General features: G+C 38.7%; 23 protein-coding genes. All 23 read left to right on the forward strand.

Annotated elements, in window-relative coordinates:
- Position 1: 1 nt before the first annotated feature.
- The gene (locus tag MKP09_RS13815) at positions 2 to 1,219 is read left to right on the forward strand and encodes a bifunctional alpha/beta hydrolase/OsmC family protein (RefSeq protein WP_240830573.1); all 1,218 of its coding nucleotides are present in this window, start codon (positions 2 to 4) and stop codon (positions 1,217 to 1,219) included.
- An 11-nt stretch (positions 1,220 to 1,230) separates the two neighbouring features.
- Positions 1,231 to 1,569, forward strand: a complete 339-nt coding sequence (locus tag MKP09_RS13820) for a cupin domain-containing protein (protein WP_240830574.1) — start codon at positions 1,231 to 1,233, stop codon at positions 1,567 to 1,569.
- 98 nt (positions 1,570 to 1,667) lie between these two features.
- A complete protein-coding gene (gene msrB / locus MKP09_RS13825) occupies positions 1,668 to 2,096 on the forward strand; it encodes a peptide-methionine (R)-S-oxide reductase MsrB (RefSeq protein ID WP_240830575.1) in 429 nt (142 codons plus the stop codon).
- A gap of 7 nt (positions 2,097 to 2,103) precedes the next feature.
- Positions 2,104 to 2,907 carry a DUF1223 domain-containing protein gene (locus tag MKP09_RS13830; protein WP_240830576.1) on the forward strand — a complete coding sequence of 268 codons (804 nt, stop codon included), beginning with the start codon at positions 2,104 to 2,106 and terminating at the stop codon, positions 2,905 to 2,907.
- A 37-nt stretch (positions 2,908 to 2,944) separates the two neighbouring features.
- Positions 2,945 to 3,436 (forward strand): peptide-methionine (S)-S-oxide reductase MsrA, encoded by a 492-nt coding sequence (msrA, locus tag MKP09_RS13835; protein WP_240830577.1) that lies wholly within the window; start codon positions 2,945 to 2,947, stop codon positions 3,434 to 3,436.
- 49 nt (positions 3,437 to 3,485) lie between these two features.
- Complete coding sequence (locus tag MKP09_RS13840) at positions 3,486 to 4,295, forward strand: SDR family NAD(P)-dependent oxidoreductase (protein ID WP_240830578.1); 810 nt, start codon at positions 3,486 to 3,488, stop codon at positions 4,293 to 4,295.
- Positions 4,296 to 4,426: 131 nt separating this feature from the next.
- Entirely contained in the window at positions 4,427 to 5,419 is a 993-nt protein-coding gene (locus MKP09_RS13845) for a bestrophin family protein (protein WP_317235351.1), read from the forward strand.
- Between the two features lie 89 nt (positions 5,420 to 5,508).
- Entirely contained in the window at positions 5,509 to 5,829 is a 321-nt protein-coding gene (locus MKP09_RS13850; protein WP_240830580.1) for a four-helix bundle copper-binding protein, read from the forward strand.
- Positions 5,830 to 5,852: 23 nt separating this feature from the next.
- Positions 5,853 to 6,815, forward strand: coding sequence for an aldo/keto reductase (locus tag MKP09_RS13855; RefSeq protein ID WP_240830581.1), 963 nt, complete (start codon positions 5,853 to 5,855; stop codon positions 6,813 to 6,815).
- Positions 6,816 to 6,853: 38 nt separating this feature from the next.
- Positions 6,854 to 7,507: a hypothetical protein gene (locus tag MKP09_RS13860; protein ID WP_240830582.1), complete on the forward strand. Its 654-nt coding sequence runs from the start codon at positions 6,854 to 6,856 to the stop codon at positions 7,505 to 7,507.
- A complete protein-coding gene (locus MKP09_RS28145) occupies positions 7,504 to 7,680 on the forward strand; it encodes a helix-turn-helix domain-containing protein (RefSeq protein WP_394801065.1) in 177 nt (58 codons plus the stop codon). The genes MKP09_RS13860 and MKP09_RS28145 overlap by 4 nt, the downstream gene beginning before the upstream one ends.
- A gap of 100 nt (positions 7,681 to 7,780) precedes the next feature.
- Positions 7,781 to 8,530 carry a transglutaminase-like domain-containing protein gene (locus tag MKP09_RS13865; RefSeq protein ID WP_240830583.1) on the forward strand — a complete coding sequence of 250 codons (750 nt, stop codon included), beginning with the start codon at positions 7,781 to 7,783 and terminating at the stop codon, positions 8,528 to 8,530.
- A gap of 239 nt (positions 8,531 to 8,769) precedes the next feature.
- Entirely contained in the window at positions 8,770 to 9,573 is an 804-nt protein-coding gene (locus MKP09_RS13870) for a thioredoxin family protein (RefSeq protein WP_240830584.1), read from the forward strand.
- Positions 9,519 to 9,704: a hypothetical protein gene (locus MKP09_RS13875; RefSeq protein WP_240830585.1), complete on the forward strand. Its 186-nt coding sequence runs from the start codon at positions 9,519 to 9,521 to the stop codon at positions 9,702 to 9,704. The genes MKP09_RS13870 and MKP09_RS13875 overlap by 55 nt, the downstream gene beginning before the upstream one ends.
- A gap of 562 nt (positions 9,705 to 10,266) precedes the next feature.
- A complete protein-coding gene (locus MKP09_RS13880) occupies positions 10,267 to 10,842 on the forward strand; it encodes a CorA family divalent cation transporter (RefSeq protein WP_317235352.1) in 576 nt (191 codons plus the stop codon).
- A 106-nt stretch (positions 10,843 to 10,948) separates the two neighbouring features.
- The gene (gene msrB, locus MKP09_RS13885; protein WP_240830586.1) at positions 10,949 to 11,401 is read left to right on the forward strand and encodes a peptide-methionine (R)-S-oxide reductase MsrB; all 453 of its coding nucleotides are present in this window, start codon (positions 10,949 to 10,951) and stop codon (positions 11,399 to 11,401) included.
- A gap of 41 nt (positions 11,402 to 11,442) precedes the next feature.
- Positions 11,443 to 12,015 (forward strand): peroxiredoxin family protein, encoded by a 573-nt coding sequence (locus MKP09_RS13890; protein ID WP_240830587.1) that lies wholly within the window; start codon positions 11,443 to 11,445, stop codon positions 12,013 to 12,015.
- A complete protein-coding gene (locus MKP09_RS13895; RefSeq protein ID WP_240830588.1) occupies positions 12,015 to 12,290 on the forward strand; it encodes a GNAT family N-acetyltransferase in 276 nt (91 codons plus the stop codon). Before MKP09_RS13890 ends, MKP09_RS13895 begins: the two co-directional genes overlap by 1 nt.
- Before the next feature lie 15 nt (positions 12,291 to 12,305).
- On the forward strand, positions 12,306 to 13,877 hold the full coding sequence (locus MKP09_RS13900; RefSeq protein WP_240830589.1) for a protein adenylyltransferase SelO: 1,572 nt from the start codon (positions 12,306 to 12,308) through the stop codon (positions 13,875 to 13,877).
- 163 nt (positions 13,878 to 14,040) lie between these two features.
- A complete protein-coding gene (gene msrA, locus MKP09_RS13905) occupies positions 14,041 to 14,538 on the forward strand; it encodes a peptide-methionine (S)-S-oxide reductase MsrA (protein WP_240830590.1) in 498 nt (165 codons plus the stop codon).
- Positions 14,539 to 14,625: 87 nt separating this feature from the next.
- Entirely contained in the window at positions 14,626 to 15,990 is a 1,365-nt protein-coding gene (locus MKP09_RS13910; RefSeq protein ID WP_240830591.1) for a mercuric reductase, read from the forward strand.
- An 11-nt stretch (positions 15,991 to 16,001) separates the two neighbouring features.
- A complete protein-coding gene (locus MKP09_RS13915) occupies positions 16,002 to 16,355 on the forward strand; it encodes a TlpA family protein disulfide reductase (RefSeq protein ID WP_240830592.1) in 354 nt (117 codons plus the stop codon).
- 170 nt (positions 16,356 to 16,525) lie between these two features.
- On the forward strand, positions 16,526 to 17,074 hold the full coding sequence (locus tag MKP09_RS13920; protein WP_240830593.1) for an aspartate/glutamate racemase family protein: 549 nt from the start codon (positions 16,526 to 16,528) through the stop codon (positions 17,072 to 17,074).
- Positions 17,075 to 17,299 lie beyond the last annotated feature (225 nt).

Raw genomic sequence — 17,299 nt, forward strand, 5'->3', positions numbered from 1 at the left:
GATGAAAAAGACACAGCTTGAAATTATCAATAAAAAGGGCAATAAGTTAAATGCTCATCTGGAGCTTCCTGCTAATCAGAAACCTCATAGTTATGCCATTTTTGCCCATTGTTTTACCTGCAACAGCACTTTTGAAACTGTAAAGAATATCAGCAGAACGCTTGCGCGTTACGGATTTGGTGTAGTTCGGTTCGATTTTATGGGCTTGGGGCACAGCGAAGGAGATTTTGCCGAAAGCCATTTTTCAGGCAATGTGGATGATCTGATTTCTGTTAGCGATTATCTGGACGAACACTTCAAAGCTCCTTCGCTTTTGGTGGGGCATTCCTTAGGTGGAGCTGCGGCCATTGTGGCGGCATCCCGGTTACAAAACATCAAAGCGGTTGCCACTATTGGAGCCCCTGCTTCGGTATCGCACGCCAAGCGTTTGTTTTCTGAGCAAGTAAAAAACACAGAAGGCAATGAACCCGTTGAAGTCACTATTGAAGGCCGTCCTTTTAAAATCAATGCAGAGTTTGTAAAAGATTTTGACAAAACCGATTTGATCGACATTGTAAAATCGCTGCGAAAACCTATCCTGATTATGCATGCGCCACACGACAACAGCGTTGGTATCGAAAATGCACGGGAGTTGTACCATCATGCTTTTCATCCCAAAAGTTTTATTAGTTTGGATGATGCCGACCATTTGCTGACCAAAAGCAAAGACAGCCAGTACGTGGGAAATATGATCGGCACCTGGGCGCAACGTTATTTTGATGAGGTAGAAAACGAAATGCTGGATCCGGCAGGAGAGCAATTGGTGGCGCATTTAAATGTAAAAGAAGATAAGTTTACCACCTTGATGCAAACCCGGAAGCATTCGCTTATTGCTGATGAACCTGCAAGTTTTGGTGGTGACGATTTAGGCCCCGCTCCTTATGATTTTTTAAGCGCCGCCCTGGCTTCGTGTTCTGTGCTTACAGTAAAACTTTATGCTGAAAGAAAAGGTTGGGATTTGCAGGAAGTGTATAGCTATATCACCTATTCTAAAAAGCACAGTGACGACCTGATGCTTGATGTAGAAAAGCCGGGACAAATAGACCATCTTTCCAAAAAGCTGAAATTTATTGGCGATTTGACGGATGAGCAGCGTACACGACTAACCGAAGTTGCTTCCAAATGCCCGGTACACAAAACCCTAACAAGCAAAGTAATTATAGAGACTGAACAAATTTAAAAGTATAAAAAATGAGCAAACCTTTTAAAAAATACAAATTAAACGACAACGTAACACTACAAGTGCTTTCCTACACAGAGGAAATGATGACTGCCCAACTTTGGTTTAACGGAAAGGGTTTCGATGGTACGCACCACCACAGCAATCAGGAAGTAAATGTTGTAGTAGCGGGCGAATTTGAAGCCACCAACGGAAATGGAAAACACAAAGTATACCCCGGCCAGGTGGTTGTAGTTTCCTCAGACAGTGAACACAATATGGAATGTCTGTCGCCAACCGGAGCAATGGTTACTTGTTGGACACCGGCTCGCAAAGACATTATCGAGAAATATACCGAATTGGAGGATTGATTTTTATTTATTAAAAATAAAACGCAGGATTTTGAGCCTGCATATTAATTAACAATTAAAAAATAAAGCAATGTTAAACTGGAATGACATATTAAATTTTGCCAACAAAGGCAATCCAACACCCAAGAAGAGTAGAAAAAACAGATGAAGAATGGAAAGCACAACTGTCAGATGAAGCCTATTATGTAACAAGGAAACACGGTACCGAACGGGCGCATAGTTCAGAAATGTGTAGCCTTTTTGAGCCAGCCAAATATGGTTGTATTTGCTGCGATACACCTCTTTTTGACAGCGGCGAAAAATATGAAAGCGGAACTGGCTGGCCCTCTTTTACCCAACCTATTGCCGTAGAAAATGTGGCTTATAAAAAAGATGGAGGGTTTGGAATGGTGAGAATTGAAGCTTTGTGCAATGTGTGTGATGCACATTTGGGACACGTTTTTCCTGATGGGCCTGCACCAAGCGGTTTGCGTTACTGCATGAATGCGGTTGCGCTTAGCAAAACGAAAGAGGAGAATGTGAAATAATAAAGTGATGAATCTGATTAAAAACGCATTGGTCGCAATTCCAATTATGTTGGTTTTTACCGTGAATCCGGCTTGTAAAAACAGTACCGCAGGCAATTCGGGCAATGCATCTAAGTCTATTAAACAAGAGGCAATGACAGATACTTTGAGCCCTATAGCAGTATTGGAATTATTTACTTCGCAAGGCTGTAGCAGTTGTCCGCCGGCAGATCGTTTGCTGAAGCAAGTTATTGAACAGGCGGAGGTAAAAGAGTTAAATGTTTACGCCTTGTCCTTTCACGTTGACTATTGGAACAGGCTGGGCTGGAAAGACCCTTTTAGTAAAAAGGAATATTCCGAGCGGCAGGCAGATTATGTGCGGTTTATGAGACTTCGCAGTGCTTATACACCTCAACTCATTGTTAACGGAAAAAGAGAATTTGTAGGCTCTGACGGAGGAGCGTTGTCAAAGGCATTGAGCGAAGCATTGGCCGAAAAGGCCACCGTAAACTTTACAGCTTTTAGCGTGAAGAAGAAAGACGATAAAATCCTTGCTGAATACAAACTGGAGGGCGATTTTAAAAACACAGTTATTCATTTGGCTTTAATATCGTCTACAGAAGTTACAACGGTAAAAAGAGGAGAGAATGGCGGCAGAACTTTAGAAAATGAAAATGTAGTGAAAGCCTTTGCTACCAAAGCTTCGCAGGAAGCAGGCTACATTTCATTAACAGATATTCCAGCTGATTTTAAAGGATACAGCATAATCGCTTATGTACAAAATAAGGATGACAAAAAAATTATTGGGGCGGTGAAGTCGAATCTTGATTAATAGTATAAATCAATCTACAAACAAATAAAAAATAATAATGGAAAATATAAAGAAAGCATACATAGCCGGAGGCTGTTTTTGGGGAATGGAAGAATTATTTCGCGTGCGTCCTGGCGTTAAAGACACGGAAGTAGGCTACATCGGCGGAGAAAACGAACACCCCACTTATAGAAACCATCCCGGACACGCAGAGGGTATTGAAATCGTCTACGATGCCAACGAAACGTCTTTTAAAGAACTATTGGATTATTTTTTCAGGATACACAATCCTACCACAATAGACAGGCAAGGCAATGACCGTGGTTCAAGCTACCGTTCCGCTATTTTCATCCAAAATGAAGAAGAGCAAAAAACTGCAGAAGAAGTAATTGCCATTGTTGATAAATCCAATAAATGGGAAGCCAAAGTAGTCACCACTTTAGAGCCTTATTCTACATTTTGGCCTGCAGAAGAAGAGCATCAGGATTATTTGGTAAAGCGTCCAAACGGGTACACCTGCCATTCTGAGCGGTTTGGAAGTTTTTTATAATGCATAACCTCCGGGAAAATTTGTTCAATTAACTTAAAACAACAAACAGATGAATAATAAAGACTTTGCTGATACATCTTTAAAGAATTTATACTCGCTAAAAGGAAGAAGTGCCGTAGTGACCGGGGCTGCACAAGGCATTGGCTTATCCATTGCAAAACGCCTGGCGGAAGCGGGTGCCAATGTGGTGCTAACCGATTTGCAGGAGGCTGCGGTAAAAAAGGCAGCGGAAGAGCTGGCAAAAGAAATGGGTGTAAAAGCAATAGGTGTAACACATGATGTGAGCGACACGGCAAGAGCTACTGAAATTGCGGAACTGACGCAAAAGGAATTTGGCAGCCTGGATATTTGGGTAAATAACGCAGGTATTTTTCCTGTCATGGACGCTTTAGACATTGGCGACAAGGAATTTGATTTTTTGATGAACATCAACTTCCGTGGGTCATTTGCTGGTGCGCGGGAAGCCGCAAAGCTGATGCAGCACAATAAAAACGGCGGCGTTATCATTAATATGAGTTCTATTTCTGGATTAAAAGCGGCTACCAACTCGGCGCATTATGTGGCAGCCAAACACGCTATTTACGGTTTTACTAAAGCCTTTGCCCGTGACCTTGCTCCACGCAACATCCGTGTACTGAGCGTAGCACCCACGTTGGTAGATACCCCGTCGGTTTCGGCTTTAGAACACGGCAGCCATTTCGCCGAAGAGGCGTTGGAACACATCCGCCACAGCATTCCGTTAGGCAGAGCGGCGTATCCGGACGATATTGCCAGAGTGGTGTTGTTTGCCGCATCAGATATGGCGGCGTTTATGACCGGCAGTATGTTGGTGGTTGATGGCGGTGATATGGTTTTGTAGGGTGGGTAAGATGTGTTGGTGTTTCAAGTAAATAACTCTTAGCTGTAAAGTATGTATATCAAAAGAATTTATTCCCTTCCTACTATTTTAAACTGGACTAAACGCTACATTGTTCAATTATTTATAGTTGGATTAATTCCAACCATACTTTATGCAGCTTTCATTGGCATTTTATCACTTTGCCATGGCAATTGATTGGCTTAGTAGGTACTGCATTAGCCTTCATTGTAGGATTTAAAAACAATGCATCTTATGATAGAATTTGGGAAGCTCGTAAAATTTGGGGTGGCATTGTAAACACATCCCGCTCGCTAACTATAATGGTTAACGATTTTATTACCAAACCAGATAACGAAACCAATAAAAGAGGTGAAGAATTGTTTGCCATAAGAAAACAGATTATTATGCGCCACGTAGCTTGGATGACTACATTGCGACACGCATTAAGGATTAAAAAACCCTGGGAAACATTTGCCTTTAACAAATCGGACAAAGAATATATTTCTCGAATTAAAATACGTGAATATACCTACAGTTTAGAAGAAGAACTTCAAGGTTATTTATCGGAAGAGGAACTTAAAGAAGTGCTATCAAAAAACAACAAAGCGACGGCTGTACTTACCATTCAATCGAGACATTTTAAAGCACTTTTCTTGGAAGGAAAAATTGATAATTTCCGGCACGTGGAAATAGAAAACCAATTGGTGGAGCTTTTTGCTTTACAAGGCCAATCCGAACGCATAAAAAACTTTCCATACCCTCGGCAATTTGCAACCTTAAACACTTATTTTGTATGGGTATTCATATTTCTTTTGCCTTTAGGGGCTATTGCGCAGTTTGATGAAATTGGAAAGTCGCTGGCAGAAAGTAGTTTGCCTTTTATACAGTTTATTGGCAATTATTTTATTTGGTTGGCAGTACCTGTTACGACCTTAATTTCTTGGATATTTTTGTTAATGGAACGAATTGGTGATGTTACAGAAAATCCCTTTGAAGGTGGTGGAAACGATATTCCTATCACATCCATGTCAAGAGGTATTGAAATTGATATCCGGGAAATGATTGGTGACGATCCAAATGAAATACCAAAGCAACACCCTATTACTTTTGATACGCAAATGTAAATTATAAAATATTTGCAATCTAAATTCTAATAAAGCAACCTTTTTTGAATAATGGAATAGCCAACATTATATTTAAAAAATAACAAATTATGAATCATTCAAGAATGATTGAAGCCTGTTTGGCCTGTTTTGCAGCTTGTGAAATAACCGCTGCTGAAAGTATTAAAATCAGCAATGCAGATTACCTGCGTTGCATTGCACTTTGTCGCGATTGTATTGAGCTGTGCCAGCTTTGTATAAAGTTGGATTTAAGAGATTCCGATTACAGACACCAAATTATGAAAGTGTGTATTGAAAATTGCCTTGACTGCGCAAAAGAATGCGAGCGTTTTCCTAATTCGGAATACCACGTACAATCGGCCAAAGCCTGCCGTGTTTGTGCAGAAGAAATGCAGAAAATGCTTAACTAAAGAAGAATATTAAGTTTGAAAAAATGGGTATTGGTGAAGCCAAAATAGGCCTCGGATTGGCAGCACTCGGAAGACCCGAATACATCAATATCGGAAAAACCCGGGCAAGCGATAAGACCGAAATTGCTTTTAAAGAAAATGCCTTTAAGGTGCTGGATGCAGCTTACAAAGCGGGTGTGCGGTATTTTGATACGGCACCTTCTTATGGAAAAGGCGAGCAGTTTTTATATGAATGGAGTGTAAACAAAGCCGATAAAGATATTGTGTTGGGTACGAAATGGGGCTATACCTATATAGCAAACTGGGAAATCGGTTTTAGCGGAAATCACGAAATAAAGGAACATTCCATTTCAAAATTGAGCGAGCAGTGGAGATTTTCCAAAAAGCTGTTACCGCTCTTAAAAATTTATCAAATCCATTCGGCAACCTTAGAAAGTGGCGTGTTGGAAAATGATGAAGTATTAAATTATTTAGCCGAATTAAAAGAGCAGTTCAACCTCAAAATTGGAATTACAACAAGCGGTTTCAATCAAAGTGATATTATTAAAAAGGCGGTTTCCATAAAAATAGATGCAAAGCCCTTGTTTGACAGCTTTCAGATAACCTACAATATTTTAGAAAATAGCACGCATCAAATTTTAAAGCAATTGATAGCTGATCATAAAACCGTTATTGTGAAGGAAGCATTGGCCAACGGAAGGATTTTTCCCAACAAGGAGTATGTGCATTATCAAAATTTATATAAAGACTTAACGGTTTTGGCTGGTAAATACAAGGTTGGAACAGATGCCATTGCCTTGCGGTTTTGTATGGATTATTTACACCCTGAAACGGTATTAAGTGGCGCGTCTTCCGTACATCAACTTCAAGAAAATCTAAAAGCAAACCGTTTTAAACTTTCTGAAGAAGAACTGAATACATTGAAAATACATAGTGTTTCAAGCGTTGATTATTGGAACGAAAGAAGTCAATTGGAATGGCATTGAGATTTTTGATGGACTTATAAAAATTAGTATTTTACAAAATGGTTAAAAAAATAAAAATTTCAGATAAGCATCAAGCACCTTTTTCATTTATGCCAAATGATTTGGATGAGGAGCTAACCATTATGTGGAATGTAGGTGAATTAACCATGGTAAAACTGGATGGTATCGATATTGAAATAGGAAAACATTGCATTCTTTTCGTATCAGAATTTTATATGAAGCTGCAGGCAAATGCCGGAACTTTTCGCATCATTAAGTTTAATAAAACTTTTATCAACCCCATCGAAACGATGGCAAATACCGGGGAATACTTAATGATTTTTTACGGATTGCACGCGGTAAATCATTTGCCAAAAATCATTTTAAGGGATGAAGAATTACCGGTATTTGAGCAAATTTGGCAGAATCTTCTTACCGAAGTAAAAAACATCAACAACCCCATTTCCGAGGCCTTGGTTAGAAATTCCTTTCAACGTTTTTTGTTGGTTAGTCAACAAAAGCACGCAGAAACGGAGTTTGATATTGCAATTGATTTTAAGGACTTAAAGCTCATCCGCGAATTTCAGTATTTGGTAAATACCAATTTTAAGGATTTGACGAAAGTGTCCGATTACGCAAGCATCTTAAAAGTTTCGCCTAAAAAATATCAGAAATATTTGGTTGCTGCTATAGTAAAAAGGCAAGCGAATTGATTGCAGACCGAAGAAACCTATTTGCCAAACGCCAACTAATGCATACCGATGAGTTGATAAAAAACATTGCCTACGATTTGAATTTTTCAGACCCGCAAGCATTTTCTCACTTCTTCAAAAGGCAAAATGGGATAACGCCTGATGAGTTTAGGAACAAGAATCAACCTATTTAAATCAAGCTAAAACCTTTGGAAAACCGAACACCAATTGAAGAATTTACAACACCCTTTTGGAATATTGTCCTGGTATCTTCGTGTGAGAAAAAATAAAAAAATGGGAAATAACACAATAAACACAGCAAGAACCAAAGCATTGATCAGTCTTTTAGACGATCCGGACACTAAGATATACGATACGGTGAGAGCGGAATTTTTTAATGCCGATTTCAATGTCATTACTGAGTTACAAACCGCTTTTGATACCAGTGATGACGAATTAAAAACAGAAAGAATTGTCGAAATACTCGACCGCATTAAATGCAAAAAATTACAAGCGGATATTGAAAACTGGAGTGCAATAGAAAACCCCGATTTAATGGAGGGAATGCTGCACATTGCAAGTTATGGCTACCCCAATTTCGATTTGGAGGCCATCACAAGTTTGATCGATGAAATTACGAATGTTGTAACAGCCAAAATAGAAGGAAAAGCTCCAGAAGAAACAGCTAAAGTACTCAATGAAGTTATTTTAAAGGATTTTAAATTTAGAGGGAATTTCAGAGAATATTCCGCTTTAAAAAATTCGTTTATTAACAAAATGGTCGAAACAAGGGCTACAAATCCCATTGGCTTGTCCATCATTTATTTATTGGTAGCAAAGTCTGTTGGAATTCCATTAGTCGGCATCAATTCTCCTGGTCATTTCATTTTGGGGTACCTTACCGAAAGAGATAGTGGTGAAGAAAAATCGATGAATGAAACGCCCGTGAAAAATTCTTCGCACACGGAGGATGTAGATGGCGTTCCATTCGACCATAAAAAAACGCAGCGAAGCTGCAAACTAATAAATATACGAATGAAATAGCATTTTTTATTGATCCGTTCAACAATGGACAAATCATCAGTAGTACTGATTTCAACACTTGGCTAAAAACGAAAGACGTACCTGAAAACGTGTTAGACACTATTGTCGCTACCAATAAAGCCATTGTAAAAAGGGTGTTCAACAATATGATTTACGCCTTGTACACTTCCGGCGAAAAAAGTACCGCAGAGAAATTATTGGCAGTGGCGGAATTAATTTAAAGAAGAAGGACAGAAAATATGAAGACTGATAGAAATCAACAACCTAAAGAGTTGGGGAAAGTTTCCTGGTATAGAGATTATGATGCGGCAATAGCAGAAAGCAGCCGAACTAATAAGCCTGTTTTTCTGCTTTTTCAAGAAGTGCCGGGATATTCTAATTGCGTGAATTTTGCACACGATATGCTGAGTTACCCATTATTTGTTGAAGCCATTGAAAATGAATTTATTCCTTTGGCGATATACAACAATGTGGCAGGCGAGGATAAAAAAGTGTTGGAAAAATTTAACGAGCGCGCGTGGAATAATCCCGTGGTGCGGTTTATAGACAAAAACGGTGCTGATCTTGTTCCGAAATTAGACTTCTCTTTAAACCCGTTGGCTCTTTATGAAAAAATGCGAAATGCAATTTTGATAAGTAGCAAGCAAGTGCCTCGGTATGTTGAATTATTGGGTGATGAATTGAAAATACTACATGGATTCAGCAAAATAACCTATTACGAAACCCCTTGCTTTTGGTCGGGCGAAACCAGCATGATCCAACATCCAATGGTGCTATCTACCGAAGCCGGTTGGATGACAGGCAAGGAAGTAGTAAAAGTACATTACGACCCGGATAAAGGAAGTTTGGATGAACTGAACAACTTTGCCATTGACCAGGGATTTTATTTAATGAAAAAGCCGGATACGTATAAGATTGATGTTAATCCTCAATACTATTTGAAAGGCTCTGTTTTCAGATTGCTGCCATTAAGTTTCACGCAAAGAACATGCTTAATTATGCTATTCCGTATAAAAAAGATGGCGAAGGAGAAACTTATCTAAGTCCATTACAGTATCAATTATTGCTGAAATATCGCAAAAGCGGCGGCAAAGGAGAATTGGCTTACGACCGAAATATAGAAGAAAGTTGGCCTGTGCAGGAAGCGGAGCAACAAGCATCAGTTGATAAATAACATCATCAGAATAATGAAATATATTTTTTAAATAGTGTTATGTTAAGTAAAAACTGTCATGTCTGTTGATACCCTGAGCTTGCCGACGGGTCGTCGGAGTGGGCTTCGGCAAGCTCAGCCTGACAATCATATATACTTAACTTAACAATAGTTATGTAATACTTCATCCTGAAAGAAACTGCTATGATAGAGATTTTATTAAAAAGCAAAGAGCTTTTATACCCTGAAAACATTACTGAAATTTCAGCTTCAAATTTGGAATTTCACTCCATGCGTTTCACAGCATACACCGATGTTGAATTGAACTGGCTTAGCGAAAATTATAATCTTGATTTCACCATCATAAAAAACATCAGGATATTGAAACGAGTTCTCATTTTTTAGAAAGTGCAAGCCAGGCAGCATTTCATTTTTCCGTTCCATATTTTAATAAGGAAGAAAAAATGGAAGAAGAGCAGGTTTATGTCATTTGTACTAAGGGTGGCGTTTTTATGTTTACAAGTATTGAGCTTGACGGCTTCTTTAATAGCACCTATTCTTACAGGTAAATTCAATCATACAAATAGCGGATGCCGACAATCTTTTTAAATTTCAGTTTGAATTTATTACAGACTATTTAGCAGATATTACAGAAAAGCTGACAAAGAAAATCAAATTACTTGCGGTGAGAGTTCTAATTGAAAAATCTTTTTCTAATGAAGAGTTAGATATCATTACAAGATACAATTTCGCTAACTTATTAATTAAGGAAACGTTGTTGGAAACAACGAAGATTTTTAATCTGTATTTAAAAAGTTATTGGGAAGCATCCAAAGGAATTAAAGAATGTGTGCAAACAGAATTGAATGATTTAGAAACGGTTTCGGATTATATACAATTTAATTTCGACCGTTTGGATGATTTAAAAGAAAACGTATCCAACAAAATCGATTTGGAGCAAAACCATATTTTTAAAGTACTCACAATAGTTACGGTGTGTATTTCTTTGCCAACTTTTATTGCAGGTATTTATGGAATGAATTTTAAAGATATTCCCGAATTGAAATTAGAACACGGTTACCCAATAATCATTTTTGTAATGCTGCTTTCAGCAGTATTGCCTTATCTATATTTCAAAAGAAAAAAGTGGTTGAAATAATAACAGTTAAAGCAGAAAACTGAACACCAATTAATGAAACATCAACACTGAAAAAGGCTACTACCTGTGGTAAATTTGTATCATTAAAAATTAAAAACAAAATAAAATGATACATTGGAATGACGTTATCAGATTTGCAACACACGGAAACCCCACCCCTGACAAAAGAGTAAAAAAGACGGAAGAAGAATGGAAAGCTATTCTTACCCAGGAGCAATTTAGGATCACTCGTTTAAAGGGAACGGAAATGCCGGGTAGCGGTGCTTTTTGCCATGCACATGATGCCGGAAAATACAAATGCATTTGTTGCGATAATGAACTGTTTGATTCTACCATAAAATTCAATTCGGGTACTGGTTGGCCCAGTTTTACGCAGCCCATAAGAGAAAATGCGATCAAGTATGAAAAAGACGGTTCTTATGGAATGGTTAGAGTTGAAGTGATGTGCAATAATTGCGATGGACACTTGGGACACGTATTTGAAGATGGCCCCGAACCAAGTGGTTTGAGGTATTGCATCAATTCTGAATCTATTGATTTGGTAAAAGAAACAGCTTAATCGTTTTCTCAATATTCAAAACATACTTTTAAAACGAACAGATGAACATGAAATGGCTTCATTTTTTAATAGTAACCTTATTATGGGCTATTTCATGTGGTTCTGTAGAAAATAAAGAAATAGAAAAAATGAAAAATACACAAGAACAAACTACTACAATAGCCCCGGAATTAAGAGTAGAGCAGTGGATAGATGCCAACGGCAAAAAGTTAGATCAACCTATCAAATTATCCGATTATAATGGGAAGCATAAAATTATTTATTGCTTTCAGCATTGGTGTCCAGGTTGCCACAGCGTAGGGCTTCCATCATTGAAAAAACTGGTGGATACATTTGAGGGAAACGACAAAATCGCTTTTCTTGCTGTTCAAACTGTTTTTGAAGGAGCGCACGCCAATACTTATGATAAGATCCTGGAAACCCAGAAGAAATACGATTTAAAGATTCCTTTTGGTCATGATCCCGGCAAAGGGCGATCTACTATTATGCAAGATTACCAAACAGGTGGAACGCCTTGGTTTATCTTTATCGACCCCGAAAATAATGTGGTATTTGCCGATTTCCATATTAATGTAGATGGCGCTATTCAATATTTAAAAGAAGCTACAAAATAATGGGTATCATTCACGATAAAATTAATAAGGAGTTTGTGCTGCCCATGGAAAACGGCACTAAAGCAAAGGTTAGCTATGTGCTGGATAATGCTTCCGAAATGAGACTTGTTCACTCTGAAGTGCCGTTAGCACTTAGGGGAAAGGGCATTGGAAAAGAATTGGTATTGAAGACGTTTGAACAATTAACGGAAGAAGGTTATCGGGCTAAAGCTGTCTGCGGTTACGTTAGGCACATTGCAAAACGTGACCCAAAATGGAGCGGTATTATTGGATAAGCGAAAAACAATAAAATGAAAGACCTTTTTGAACATAACATACATACACATTTCTCAAAAGAGTTACCGGCTGATCCGGTGATGGACAATCGATCGCGACAGGTTTTTAATGCTTGCTTTTCGTTCGTTAAACCTTTACAACCTTCCAATCCTAGTTTGGTGCATTCATCTAAAAATTTTACGGATGAATTGGGCGTTTCGATAAAAGACGAAGCAAAATTGGTACAGGTGATGAGCGGAGCTGCAGCTTTTAACGGCTTTGAGAGTTATGCCATGTGTTATGGCGGACATCAATTTGGAAATTGGGCAGGACAGTTGGGCGACGGAAGGGCAATAAATATAGCAGAAGTAGATTTGAAGGACGGCATCAACTGGAAATTCCAGTTGAAGGGTGCCGGGCCAACTCCTTATTCCAGAAACTCCGATGGCTTGGCAGTATTGCGGTCTTCAGTTAGGGAATATTTGTGTAGCGAAGCTATGCACCATTTGGGCGTTCCAACCACCAGAGCTTTGTCGTTGGTGAAAACAGGCGATTTGGTAAGACGCGATATCATGTACGACGGAAACCCCGAAAATGAGCAAGGGGCTATTGTTTGCAGGGTATCGCCCAGCTTTATCCGCTTTGGTAATTTTGAAATTTTCGCTTCCAGACAGGACAAGGAAAACCTGCAAAAATTGGTAGATTATACTATCAAACACCATTACCCGCATTTAGGTGAAGCCCGCGATAAATCGACCTATTTAAAGTTCTTTGAAGACGTGGCCGATCGCACATTGGAAATGATTGTGCATTGGCAACGGGTTGGCTTTGTACATGGCGTGATGAATACAGACAATATGTCTATCCTTGGTTTGACCATTGATTACGGGCCTTACGGTTGGTTGGAAGATTATGATCCGCTTTGGACGCCCAATACCACAGATGCACAAGGCAAAAGATACCGCTTTGGTCATCAGCCCGATATTGCATTGTGGAACCTGGTTCAATTGGCCAATGCGTTGTATCCTTTAATTGAAGAAGTTGAGCCGTTGCAAACGATTCTTGAAAAATTCAGAACCAATTTTCAGGCAAATTATCACAAAATGATGTGTGGTAAGTTGGGCTTGTTTAGCGAAGAAAATGTACCGAAAGAATTTATTCAAAACGTAGAAAATTTATTAGAACAATGGGAAATAGATATGACCATTTTTTTCAGAGAATTTTCTAAGAATATAACTGATTTTGATATGTTATGGGAAGGGATTTTAAAATCATCTTATCTCGATATTAAAAAACTGGAAACTGGAAGAAAAGATTGGGCAGTTTGGTTTGATTCATTTTCCAATTATCTCGCGCAAGAAAAAATAAGCATGGATGAAAGGATCATAAAAATGAAAGCCCTCAATCCAAAATATGTTTTGCGGAATTATATGGCACAGTTGGCGATAGATGATGCCGAAAATAATGATTACAACTTATTGGACGAATTGTATCAACTCTTATCAAAGCCTTATGAAGAACAATCGGGAATGGAAAAATGGTACGCCAAAAGACCGGATTGGGCAAAGCATAAAGTAGGCTGCTCTATGTTGTCGTGCAGCTCTTAAATTTATAGTAATCTAAAAAATAACAAAAAATGAAAATGAGAATTTTTAGCTTGTTGTCATCCTTTTTTTGCTGGCCACCTTTGCGGCATGTGGTACAGCTGGCAATATGGAAAAAGGAGAGTCGGAAACAAAAAATCATAATAAACAAACAAATATTAAAAACATGGAAAAAAGCAAAAAGGTGTATATCGCTGGTGGATGTTTTTGGGGAATGGAAGATCTTTTCAGAAAACAAAAAGGAGTATTAGATACCGAAGTTGGCTATATAGGCGGAGAAAATAAAAACCCCACCTACCGGAACCATCCGGGACATGCGGAAGGCATTGCAATAACGTACGATACGACCGAAACCAGTTTCAAAGAAATATTGGATTATTTTTATCGCATCCATAACCCAACCACAGTAGATCGACAAGGAAACGACAGAGGTTCAAGCTATCGTTCGGCTATCTTTTATCAAAATGATGAGGAAAAGAAAATAGCAGAAGAAGTGATAGGTATTGTAGATAATTCAAAAAGATGGGATGGAAAAGTTGTGACAAAGTTGGAGCCTTACGTTGAGTTTTGGCCGGCAGAAGAAGAACATCAGGATTATTTACTAAAACATCCGGGTGGTTATACCTGCCATTATGAGCGGTTTGGAACGTTTTTGGATAAATAAGAAAACACTATAAAAGCCCTTTCTCCGAAGAGAGGGCTTTTTCGGGTAGTACATAAAAGCCTATATTTAAAAGCAAACTCATTTTACATGATTCATTACGATTTTATCATTATAGGTTCAGGTCAGGCGGGTACGCCATTGGCATTCAACCTCGCTAAAAAAGGCAAGGTTGCTATTATTGAAAAGGGACAATTAGGTGGCACTTGTGTCAACAACGGCTGTATTCCTACCAAAACTTATGTGGCGAGTGCACGCAAAATGTGGGATATTTCTCACGGCGAAGAGTTTGGTATAGATATTTCTCAGCCGGCAAAGGCCAATATGCAAAAAATAAAACAGCGTAAAGAAGCCATTATTGGTGAAGACCGAAGTGGAATAGAAAAAGGTTTTCTTGAAAACGAAAACATCACCTTATACAGAGGCGAAGCTCATTTCGCAAGTAATTATGAAATTGTCGTAAACGGTGAAACATTGACCTCTAAAAATATTTTCATTAACGTGGGAAGCAGGCCCCGCGTGCCGGACGAGTACAAGCACATTCCATATTTTACCAATGAGAATTTACTAAAAACAACCGATTTGCCTGAACATTTGATCATTATCGGTGGTAGCTTTATCGGTGTAGAATTTGCCCAGATTTTCAGGCGCTTTGGCAGTAAAGTGACTATTGTTGCGCGCGGCTCTCGGCTTATTGCTGTGGAAGATGAAGATGTAAGCCACGAGGTTGCGGAGATTTTGAAATCGGAAAAAGTAGACATTATTTTCAATGCAGATGATATACAGGCTACAGAGAATGAAAACGGCTCAATTACAGTCGTGTCAAATAAAGAGAAGACGGTTTCTGTAACAGGTTCGCATGTTTTACTGGCCATCGGCATGCCCAATACCGATACTTTACAACTTCAAAATACCGACATACAATTAAACAAGAGAGGGTTTATAGAAGTAGACGATTATTGCCAAACTGATGTAGCGGGCATTTTTGCCATGGGCGATTGTAACGGCAAAGGCGCCTTTACCCATACGTCTTACCACGATTATCAGGTGGTAGAAAGTTTTCTGTCCGGAGTAAAATCAAGAAAAATAAGTGATCGAATTATTACTTATAGTTTGTTTACTGACCCGCCCTTGGGGAGGGTAGGCATGACAAAACGCCAAGCTATTGAAAAAGGGTACAAGGTTTTGTTGGCGCACAGACCGATGGATAGTATAAACAGGGCCAAAGTTAAAGGAGAAACAAAAGGCTTTATGCAGGCAATTATAGATGCTGATACCAAGCTCTTTTTGGGGGCCTGTATATTGGGTGTTGGTGGCGATGAAATTATAAGCGCCCTTACCAACCTGATGTATGCCAAACAGCCTTATACCGTTTTGCGGGATGCAGTACACATTCACCCAACAGTAAGTGAATTGTTACCAACAACATTGGAAGATTTAAAACCATTGAATTAAGAATTATACAAATGAAGACCTTGCACGGGAACCTGAGTTTAAACCAAATTGAGTTGGGTAAGCCTTTGCCCAATTGGCACCTGGAAAAAATATTCGACGAACCGGAACTCCCCAATAGGGTTGATTATATAGGCAAGCCTTTGGTTATTCTATTTTTCAATTTAGGTTGCCCCGGCTGCATAGGCCGTGCAGTTCCTTTTGCTAATCGACTGGTTTATGAGTATGGCGACAAAATAAATGTGCTGGGCATTCACACCATTTTTGAGGGCGTGGAATATGACAAGCAGGCATTTGAAAAGGCAAAAGAAGAACTTTATATCCGCTTTCCTTTTTTAAAGACTTTAAGTTCAACACAACTTACTTAGACTATGGTGCAGGCGGCACACCACATTGGATAGTGGTTGATAAAGACGGTAATGTAATTTATTCCATCTTTGGATCGGACCCAAACAATGCGCTTTTGAGATTAAATTATTTGATTCAAGAGATGGTGTAGTTGTGTGCATTTCACTAAAACCAAACTAAAAGAAAGGATATGTTGCAATTGCTCGGACTTGGTAATTACGCTACGCAGTTTTATCTGCACGTCTTGAATCAAATGGCGGAAGAAGAATGGGGTGAATATGCCACCTTTCCGCTTCGGTTGGTCAATGTCAATTTTCAAGAACTGAATCCATTTTTACCTGATCAATTTGAAAAATTAGTTCCTGCAATCAGACGTATCTTGACGCAAGATGAAGCAGGTGCAGATGAGTGGCTGATTCCCAATATCACCCTGTTTGAAACCATTGATCGTTTGCCAGCTTCTATATCTTCAAGGTGTATTCATGCTGTTGAAGAGACAGCAAAATATCTACAAGATCACGCAGTCGTAAAAATCTATTTATTCGGATCGTTATACACAATGAATGCTACTTATGTTAAGGGCTTATTAGAAAAAAATAAGATCAGGGTATGCCTGCCCGAACCTGACGATCAACAGCTATTAGACACATTGAGAAAAGAAGTATATGCAAAAGGCAAGCAGGCAGAATATGTTGTTCAGTGGAACAGTTTGCTTAAAAATATTCAGAACATCACATAGTTGTTGCCTGTACAGAACTCTCTATATTAGCACATGGGACGCCCGTTAGCCAACTTACTGATATGGCAATGGTTCAATTAAATAGTGCAAAAAAATGTTTGAAATCTTGTTTAGGAACAGAGAAATAATTATATTGAAAAACACCGATGAGATAACAGCCAATCAGATGAGTTGTATGCATTGCTTCATGATAAAACTGTTTATTACAAAAAACAATTCTGAAAC

The sequence above is a fragment of the Paraniabella ginsengisoli genome (genome assembly GCF_022513635.1).
Taxonomy (GTDB): domain Bacteria; phylum Bacteroidota; class Bacteroidia; order Chitinophagales; family Chitinophagaceae; genus Niabella; species Niabella ginsengisoli.

What these genes read in the sequence shown, in the direction of transcription:
- MKP09_RS13815 (WP_240830573.1), top strand. Translation starts at nt 2, where the DNA reads ATGAAAAAGACACAGCTTGAAATTATCAATAAAAAGGGCAATAAGTTA.
- MKP09_RS13820 (WP_240830574.1), top strand. Translation starts at nt 1,231, where the DNA reads ATGAGCAAACCTTTTAAAAAATACAAATTAAACGACAACGTAACACTA.
- MKP09_RS13830 (WP_240830576.1), top strand. Translation starts at nt 2,104, where the DNA reads ATGAATCTGATTAAAAACGCATTGGTCGCAATTCCAATTATGTTGGTT.
- msrA (WP_240830577.1), top strand. Translation starts at nt 2,945, where the DNA reads ATGGAAAATATAAAGAAAGCATACATAGCCGGAGGCTGTTTTTGGGGA.
- MKP09_RS13840 (WP_240830578.1), top strand. Translation starts at nt 3,486, where the DNA reads ATGAATAATAAAGACTTTGCTGATACATCTTTAAAGAATTTATACTCG.
- MKP09_RS13850 (WP_240830580.1), top strand. Translation starts at nt 5,509, where the DNA reads ATGAATCATTCAAGAATGATTGAAGCCTGTTTGGCCTGTTTTGCAGCT.
- MKP09_RS13855 (WP_240830581.1), top strand. Translation starts at nt 5,853, where the DNA reads ATGGGTATTGGTGAAGCCAAAATAGGCCTCGGATTGGCAGCACTCGGA.
- MKP09_RS13860 (WP_240830582.1), top strand. Translation starts at nt 6,854, where the DNA reads ATGGTTAAAAAAATAAAAATTTCAGATAAGCATCAAGCACCTTTTTCA.
- MKP09_RS13865 (WP_240830583.1), top strand. Translation starts at nt 7,781, where the DNA reads ATGGGAAATAACACAATAAACACAGCAAGAACCAAAGCATTGATCAGT.
- MKP09_RS13870 (WP_240830584.1), top strand. Translation starts at nt 8,770, where the DNA reads ATGAAGACTGATAGAAATCAACAACCTAAAGAGTTGGGGAAAGTTTCC.
- MKP09_RS13875 (WP_240830585.1), top strand. Translation starts at nt 9,519, where the DNA reads ATGCTTAATTATGCTATTCCGTATAAAAAAGATGGCGAAGGAGAAACT.
- msrB (WP_240830586.1), top strand. Translation starts at nt 10,949, where the DNA reads ATGATACATTGGAATGACGTTATCAGATTTGCAACACACGGAAACCCC.
- MKP09_RS13890 (WP_240830587.1), top strand. Translation starts at nt 11,443, where the DNA reads ATGAACATGAAATGGCTTCATTTTTTAATAGTAACCTTATTATGGGCT.
- MKP09_RS13895 (WP_240830588.1), top strand. Translation starts at nt 12,015, where the DNA reads ATGGGTATCATTCACGATAAAATTAATAAGGAGTTTGTGCTGCCCATG.
- MKP09_RS13900 (WP_240830589.1), top strand. Translation starts at nt 12,306, where the DNA reads ATGAAAGACCTTTTTGAACATAACATACATACACATTTCTCAAAAGAG.
- msrA (WP_240830590.1), top strand. Translation starts at nt 14,041, where the DNA reads ATGGAAAAAAGCAAAAAGGTGTATATCGCTGGTGGATGTTTTTGGGGA.
- MKP09_RS13910 (WP_240830591.1), top strand. Translation starts at nt 14,626, where the DNA reads ATGATTCATTACGATTTTATCATTATAGGTTCAGGTCAGGCGGGTACG.
- MKP09_RS13915 (WP_240830592.1), top strand. Translation starts at nt 16,002, where the DNA reads ATGAAGACCTTGCACGGGAACCTGAGTTTAAACCAAATTGAGTTGGGT.
- MKP09_RS13920 (WP_240830593.1), top strand. Translation starts at nt 16,526, where the DNA reads ATGTTGCAATTGCTCGGACTTGGTAATTACGCTACGCAGTTTTATCTG.